We start from the raw sequence: 7214 nt of genomic DNA, 5'->3' as shown, positions 1-7214 counted from the left end.
TCCGATCTTTGCGATAACAATGTTTCGTAATCCTCTACCGATGCAGCATGCGGCAAACGCTCAAGTACGTGGCGCAGCCACGTATAAGGCTCTTGGCCGTTGAGTTTGGCGGTCTCGACCAGGCTGTAGATCTGGGCGCTGGCTGTGGCACCTTTGGGCGTGTCGCTGAACAGCCAGGCTTTTCGTCCGATGGCGAACGGTCTGATCGCTCTTTCGGCAGCGTTGTTGTCGATGGGTAAAAAGCCGGCTTCGATATAACGCTCTATCCGGCTCCAGTTGTGGGCCAGGTAATTTACCGCTTTGCCCAAGGCGCTTTGCGAAGTGACCTGCGGCTGCGTTTTTTCCATCCATGCTTTCAGCTTCGCCAGCTCAGGCAGGCTTTTTTTCTGACGGCCGATGTAGCGCTGCTCATCGCTGACATCCCTGAGTTCGCGCTCGATGCCGTACAGTTTATTGATGGATGCCAGTGCAACATCGGCGCGGCCCGTTTTGCCTTGGGGCTGCACTTTCTTGGCCTCCACGAACTTGCGTCGTACATGGGCCATGCACGCCAGACGTTCCACACCCGGTTGCAACGCCAACGCGTTGTAGCCCGCGTAATCATCGGTCATCACGTAGCCGCGATAACTTTCCAGCAGGCACAGCGGCACTTCCTGCGCACGGCTGGACGTATAGTCGAACAGGACGACTTTTCGGTCTGGTGGGCCGCTGGCTTGCACCCACATCCAGGACTGGCTGGTCGGGTCACGATCCGGCTCTTTTAATACCTGGACTCGGGTTTCATCGCAGTGGATAAACGGGCTTTCGAATAATCGATCACGCATCAAATTCAACAGCGGCTGGAAGTGTTCGCTGCACTGGATTACCCAGCGTGCCAAGGTTTGGCGCGGTATCTCGATGCCATGTCGACTCAGCACCGTTTCAAAACGATGCAGAGGCAAGCCGTCGACATATTTGGTGGTCAGCAGCATGGCCAATACGCTCGGACTGGCCATGCTCTTTTCGATTAGCTGAGCCGGTTTGTCCGCGGTGACCGGTGCTGTTTCGCAACCGCGGCAACCGTAGACTTTGCGGATGTGTTTGATTACACGGATCTGCATCGGCACGATATCCAGCTGCTCGCTGGTTTCTTCGCTGATGACATGCTTGCGGCAACCGCAGGCACAGGTCAGTTCGTGCTCGGGTAGTTCGTGGATGACTTCGATGCGGGGAAGATCAGCCGACAGTGGCTTGCGCTTACCACGGCGCTTGACCGGTGCAACGACCTCTTCGTCGGCATCGCCGACGGTAGGCATCGGCTCGCTTTCGGGTTCGTTGAACAGTGCCAGTTGCGGCGTATTGGGTTCGACTGTCTGTTCGGACTTACGACCAAAGATACGGTCACGCAACAGCTTGATCTGTTCTTTCAGATCAATGATGTGGGTGGCATAAGCTTCTTTGGCGTCCTGCGCTTCAAGCAACATCTGCTTAAGCAACGCGGGGTCGTCAGGGAGGTCTTCGGGCATCAATTTCATGCCCTGGATTATACCCGTCAGGCGACAAATCGTGGAGTCAAAACTTTGTGCGGACGGTTACGCCAGAGATCAAATCCATCCAGTAACCAGTTCAGTTCCTGGACCGTCAGCACGATGGCCTGGTCCGTCTCATCGGGAGAGGTTTTGAAACGCTCGGACTCCAAACGCTTGAGCCAAAGGCAGAAGCCGTTGCGCTCCCAATAAAGTATTTTCACCCGGTTACGGTGGCGATTCAGAAAAACAAAAAGCACGGGGTCGAACACGGCGACTTTGATATCCAGCTCGACCAGCGCAGCAAGGCCGTCGATGGACTTTCGAAAGTCCACCGGCTTGGGGTAGAGGTACACTTTTTCGACTTTGGCGTCGGGTCGCATCATGGGGGCTGGCTCCTGAAAAGAATCGGGAGCACAGCATCAAGCTTCAATTGCCAGCTTGGAATGTGGGGTTCATGAGGCGCTTACGCTGATTTTCTCCGCTTACGGGCTTGCAGGAAACTGAACCTGCAAAACAAAAATGGGTGGTAGCGGGCAAGAAAAAGTTCCATCTTGATGCATAGGCATTTTGAAATTCCTATGCATAAGATCTGTCGCTTTCGTCGAGACCGCCGCCTGGATGTACTCGTGGTTGGACTTGGCACTGGGTGACGGAAATTTCTGGGATTCCGGCTTACAACCCCTAATAGCAGCCACCAAGCGCTCTAGGCGCGGTAGCCGAATTTCCTATCAGACGCGTGGTGGCGTGCTGACTGTCTGCTGAAACCGCCACCCTCCGGCAACTGGCTCGCCTTGAGTGCATCCCTTGCCTACACGCAACGAGCCAGAAAGGGCCCATAAACGCGAGCAAGCGGGTTTTCGATTGCAAGCCGCTACAATTCCTGTCGCCCATTAATCCAGTCCATCAGCATGAGCGCAGCGCGCCAAGGCGCAAGTGTTGAAGTATCCAGGCAAATATGGTTGATGGCCTGTATGGACGCCGCATAGTTATTGTTATTTCGCAAAATGTCCTCAAGGCATGTCCGACTGTTGACCTTTCTGAATGCTCGTCGGTCTTCATTCTCCGCCCTATCGAGCAGATGCTCGTTGGCAGCCGTAAGCTGAACAAAATAGGGAATCGTTTGGTATTTCTGGCACAGCACCTTCAGGGCGTCGATGTACCAGTCGTCATCAATACCACGGTAACAAAACGTTGTTACGACAACCCTGTCGTCGCATTCGAGCAACAACTCCATCGCGCTAAGCCGAAGCCTGCACGTGAACCGCTTGCAGTCCTCAAAGCTGCAGTCCGGCGGGAGCAAATTGGCGACCACGTCGAATATCAAGTGGTTGTGAAAAAGAATCGCGGATAGGTGCTGCGTCAGCTCCTTGCTCACGGTCAACTTGCCAACAGCGGGCGGGCCATAGAGAAGAACCAGTTTTTTAGCATCACGTGCTTTATGGGTCGTCATCACTGAACGGTACTCGTTGTGCCCGGCTCGTAGTAGGTAATGTTAAGCGTATTGCGGGTAACAACTTCTTTGCCCGACAAACGCGTCACCTCATGCCACGTGTCATCGTAGTGTCCGTCGCGGACTATCATGCTGGCATTGCCAACCAAAGGAAAAACGGTGTGATGGGCTTTGCAATGATCGCAAGGATCGAGAATGCGGAACAATCCACCCCAGTCTGCCTCCCAGTGTGTATTGAAATAGACGATCAAACGAAAACCGCGAGGCAGCGAAGCATCGACGTGCGGCAAGTAGTGCGCATCGCGCCCGCTGCGAAACGCAACGGCTTCCATCGGATAGTCAGTGAGATCAACTCCGCAAAACTCGGTCATGGCCGCCCGAAACGAATCAGATACAAGTTCGTTACTCATATCGACCCATGCGGCAGATAAGGTCGCTGGTTCGCGAACATGGTGCGATGCAAGTGGAATAATAGTACGTCGGTAGAAGTGGCCGCCGTTACGTTCCCGATAACTGAAACCCTCGGTCGGGAAATCGCCAGCAAGCTTATTCGCAATAGTGTCGTCACACCATATGTTGCACAGCTGTCCCCACCTGAACGGCACGTCATGTAGAGTGCCGTGTGCAATCCGTTTTAGCGCCAAGTATCCAGACACTTGGACCCTCCTTTATTACTATCAGAACCTGGGAGCTTACTGTTGCGAAACACTGCGAATTGAACTGACCAGGCGATCGGTCAACTCATCCGCTTCGAGTTCGCTGATCAAGAACGATGGCGCCAACTTCAGATGCCGATCGGCGGCCCCCACAATAACCCCCTGTCTGCGAATGGCAAGTTGGGCGCGGGTGCACGCTTGCGACGTTTCGAATGTAATCGACAACATAAGCCCTTTCCCCTGCACGCTCACGATACTGTTCGTCGTCTGCAAGTTCTCGCGAATTCCCTGCAGCAGTCGCGAACCACCCGCTGCCACTACCTCATAACTACGATGACTGTCTAGATAATCGAGAATGAACAATGCTGCACGACAGCCAAGGAGATTGCCTGACTGCGTATGCCCATGCCTGAAAAGTGGCATAGATTGCGCAGCAAAACTGTCGGTCATGTCAGCCGTCGTCACCACTGCGGTAATCGGAAAACCGCCACCAAGGCACTTGCTCAAAATGACAATATCCGGGCTAGCACCTTGGTTAATAGATTCACAAAATGCACCTGTGCGCCCTACCCCGCAATACACCTCGTCACAGATAAACGGGATATCGTACTTCTTTGCTAGCGCAGACAATTCCCGTAGGAACCCATCCGGAAACTGCCGGGTCCCGGCCATCGCCATAACAGGCTCGACGACGATTGCAGCTATGGTCGTTTCCTGTTCGGCCAGCAGCGCACGCCAGTGTGAAATATCCTCAAGGCCTGATGGAATAGGCATCGCAATCGAGTGAGCGGCAAGTAACGGCGCTGCCCCTTCATTGATGAATTCACGACGCGTGGCTATCATCGCACCCAGCGTGCAGCCGTGGTACGCACCATCAATCGCAACGACTTTGGTTCGCTGAGGGCACCCGCGGTTAATCTGATACTGCCACGCCATCTTGAGGGCGGCCTCGACACCTTCACTTCCACTCATGACGAGAAACGTATGGACAAGTCTGGCCTTCACCAGTTTGCCACTGATTCTCTCGGCAAGCGCTTCGGGAAGTACCGTATTTGAAGAAATATTACACGCATGAACGAGTGTATCAACTTGCTCCTTCACCGCCGCGATAAGCCCGAAGTGCGAGTGTCCGAGGCAATGATTATAGCTACCAGAGATACCATCAATATAGCGTCGCCCCGTATCATCGTAGAGATAAACCCCCTCACCACGAATAATGCTCGGCCTGCAATCATCCATTTTCATCGGTGTGTAGGGAGGCCAATACAGTCGCGGCGTATTAGATATAGCTCTCATATTTCGTACCTGAAAGTTCTGACTTCAATTGATCGATGTTGTTGACCACCGCCGAAACCGGCGCCTTCTCCTTCTTACCTGTTCCGGACTGAAGCATTGCAGCTGACACACCAAGAAACTTGAGCATACGGGCGTGCACAACTTCTGGAGTCGCGAGCAACTCTTCGTAACTGATCGGCAATATGTCGTGCCCGTGAAACTGGTCGCAGAATTGCGCCCGATTTACAAGATCGCGGTCAATGAAGTCGACGAGTTCATGAAGCGGAACCGACAGTTCCACATGCGGCCTCAACCTCTTATCTTCACGGCCAACGTACCAAACGTGATCGCACAGGCTTTTCTTTAGCGACACAAGTCGCTCCAGCCGGTTGCGTCGGTCGAGCAGGATTATTTTTAGGTCGCGGACATCTGCTAAGGCACCCCACACGTTCTGGCCTGCCCAATGGGTGTCGAGATCGCGAAAGAGCACGAAACCGACGGCTTCGACATATTCGAAATACGGTCGAAATAGATGCCTTTCAAGAACCCCGGCTGCCGTCGTGTCCTGCACCGAATAAGGCAAAAGGTGCTGACCGAATCGATTAAACGCCTCACCGTGGACCTCAATACACGGATGCGAGCCAAGCAGCGTACGCAGCAGATGTGTTCCTGAACGCGGCGTAGATACGATGGCAAATCGCCGATATTGCAACTGCGCTGCCATGACATTGCTGTCCAAGCTTCCGCCCATCCATTTATCTTTCTCTGCCTGTGCGATCTTCGTACGAACGAGTTCAAACAGTTCAGGGGCGGTATCCCTGACGCCGAGCATTGGCGCCATGACCTCGTCGCCGCGCATCCCCCTCTCGCTCCAGCCCCGACCGCCCCTCCGATATTCGCGAACAAATTCAACGATGACCTGTTTCATGTCGTCGCTTAATGAGTAGGCGTTAAGGTCGGTCTGGATCCGCGACTTAAGCTGACTGGCGCGACACGACATCCATGAGGCCCACTGCGCCCCCGCAGCTTGCTCCGGCATATGTGACATCCCCTCAGTCAAGATTGGCTACCTCGGGTACAGACCAAGTCTGTTGGTGCACCAGAATCGCATGGTGAGGACAGAAAGAGTCCTCGAAACAGGATTCGAGGCCTGGCAGGGTCGTCGACATATGAGCATCGACCATGCGACAGCTGGTCGTTTCGTATAATCAGCACCTGCCCTTTATGCAACCCAAATTTCAGAGTGTAATCGCTGTTTTCGGAGGCGAGCCGGATGAGATACGCCGCTGCGTCAATCACCCGTGCGTCCATACGACGCGAGTATTCCCAGTCAGCCGTGATATCGAGCGTGAAGCCGCCAACAATATCTCCGTCTTCGCGACGAAGAAACATCGGCCCAATGTGTTGATACTGCCTACCCGAACGCGTACTAGTAGATCGGCGCCTGAACGCATTATCGGCGAGCAAGGACCGAGCAAGATCAGGATGATCCTCGCTCAGTGCTCGAAATGCCGACACGCTATCGAACAGAATGGACTCCCCACCGAGAGCCGCAGATTCTCTACAAAAGAGGATCGACGTCTTGATGGTGCCTATAGGTAAATAGGAACCATCGGTATGAAGCGGCACGTCTGTAGCGCCGTTGAACACGACATGGCTGCCGCTCGACAGACCTCCAACCTGGTTAATTCCCGATGATGCTATGCCTTCTGCATGCTCAAGCCGGTTGAAATCCGACTGGTACATTGGGCCCAAGCCGTAAAGTGCGGCCATGCGGTCAAAATCAGACGCATCGAATCTCCATTCCCCCGAAACGATCGCGAAACCAAACTGATCAATATGTCGACCAACCGCTGCCGTATCATCCACCTCAAGAACCTGCATTGACCACCCATTGAATCGGCTTTGCATACCTATCCCATATAAAAAAGTTAGTTTAGAAGCGCTTGCATGGATTGCCTCATGATCGAAAACCATTAATTGAGTGCTCGTTCGCTTTCGTAGGCTCCAAAGGCCAAGCACGCGAGTACCGACTCTATTTACACCCCTCTGGAATAAAGTCCCTGCTTGGTCATCACGCTGTCATGTGTCAGCTGAGCCGGTGACGGAGCATCTGATTTTTCTAGCTGCTCTCCCACTGCCCCCGGAATCCCTTGTCAAGATATTTTCCATAGTACGTCGCTTCCGCTATTGAATTGGGTGGAACATTCATGCCCATCAAACTAATTTCAATCCCTGAGACCTTTATTATTAGGGCATGACCATGCTCTAGTGTACTGTTTTCGAAAAAATCAGCCACCAACTAACGGAAAATTCAAATCTTAT

The 7214-nt window shown here is 53.4% G+C and carries 7 protein-coding genes and 1 pseudogene; all 8 read right to left on the bottom strand.

Annotated elements, in window-relative coordinates; genetic code table 11:
• The coding region (tnpC, locus tag DW49_RS0101205) for an IS66 family transposase (protein ID WP_032616465.1) at positions 1-1514 on the bottom strand (1514 nt) is incomplete at its 3' end.
• A 17-nt stretch (positions 1515-1531) separates the two neighbouring features.
• Positions 1532-1891 carry an IS66 family insertion sequence element accessory protein TnpB gene (gene tnpB / locus DW49_RS0101200; protein ID WP_005621010.1) on the bottom strand — a complete coding sequence of 120 codons (360 nt, stop codon included), beginning with the start codon at positions 1889-1891 and terminating at the stop codon, positions 1532-1534.
• Positions 1892-2379: 488 nt separating this feature from the next.
• The gene (locus DW49_RS0101195; protein WP_005746172.1) at positions 2380-2958 is read right to left on the bottom strand and encodes an AAA family ATPase; all 579 of its coding nucleotides are present in this window, start codon (positions 2956-2958) and stop codon (positions 2380-2382) included.
• Positions 2958-3290 (bottom strand): 2OG-Fe(II) oxygenase, encoded by a 333-nt coding sequence (locus DW49_RS1000000133280; protein WP_024421075.1) that lies wholly within the window; start codon positions 3288-3290, stop codon positions 2958-2960. Before DW49_RS1000000133280 ends, DW49_RS0101195 begins: the two co-directional genes overlap by 1 nt.
• 360 nt (positions 3291-3650) lie before the next feature.
• Positions 3651-4853: a class-III pyridoxal-phosphate-dependent aminotransferase gene (locus tag DW49_RS0101185; protein WP_024421074.1), complete on the bottom strand. Its 1203-nt coding sequence runs from the start codon at positions 4851-4853 to the stop codon at positions 3651-3653.
• Positions 4854-4893: 40 nt separating this feature from the next.
• Positions 4894-5928 (bottom strand): sulfotransferase family protein, encoded by a 1035-nt coding sequence (locus DW49_RS0101180; RefSeq protein ID WP_024420235.1) that lies wholly within the window; start codon positions 5926-5928, stop codon positions 4894-4896.
• Between the two features lie 17 nt (positions 5929-5945).
• Positions 5946-6800: a TauD/TfdA family dioxygenase gene (locus DW49_RS0101175; protein ID WP_046398249.1), complete on the bottom strand. Its 855-nt coding sequence runs from the start codon at positions 6798-6800 to the stop codon at positions 5946-5948.
• Positions 6801-7011: 211 nt separating this feature from the next.
• A pseudogene (locus DW49_RS1000000133990) lies at positions 7012-7161 on the bottom strand (histidine phosphatase family protein); the annotation flags it as partial.
• Positions 7162-7214 lie beyond the last annotated feature (53 nt).

Origin of the sequence: Pseudomonas avellanae BPIC 631 (genome assembly GCF_000444135.1) — a bacterium.
Taxonomy (GTDB): domain Bacteria; phylum Pseudomonadota; class Gammaproteobacteria; order Pseudomonadales; family Pseudomonadaceae; genus Aquipseudomonas; species Aquipseudomonas avellanae.
The sequence above is the reverse complement of the archived record's forward strand: the minus strand, read 5'-3'. Positions and strand labels throughout refer to the sequence as shown.

What these genes read in the sequence shown, in the direction of transcription:
- tnpB (WP_005621010.1), bottom strand. Translation starts at nt 1,891, where the DNA reads ATGATGCGACCCGACGCCAAAGTCGAAAAAGTGTACCTCTACCCCAAG.
- DW49_RS0101195 (WP_005746172.1), bottom strand. Translation starts at nt 2,958, where the DNA reads ATGACGACCCATAAAGCACGTGATGCTAAAAAACTGGTTCTTCTCTAT.
- DW49_RS1000000133280 (WP_024421075.1), bottom strand. Translation starts at nt 3,290, where the DNA reads ATGGAAGCCGTTGCGTTTCGCAGCGGGCGCGATGCGCACTACTTGCCG.
- DW49_RS0101185 (WP_024421074.1), bottom strand. Translation starts at nt 4,853, where the DNA reads ATGGATGATTGCAGGCCGAGCATTATTCGTGGTGAGGGGGTTTATCTC.
- DW49_RS0101180 (WP_024420235.1), bottom strand. Translation starts at nt 5,928, where the DNA reads ATGCCGGAGCAAGCTGCGGGGGCGCAGTGGGCCTCATGGATGTCGTGT.
- DW49_RS0101175 (WP_046398249.1), bottom strand. Translation starts at nt 6,800, where the DNA reads ATGCAAAGCCGATTCAATGGGTGGTCAATGCAGGTTCTTGAGGTGGAT.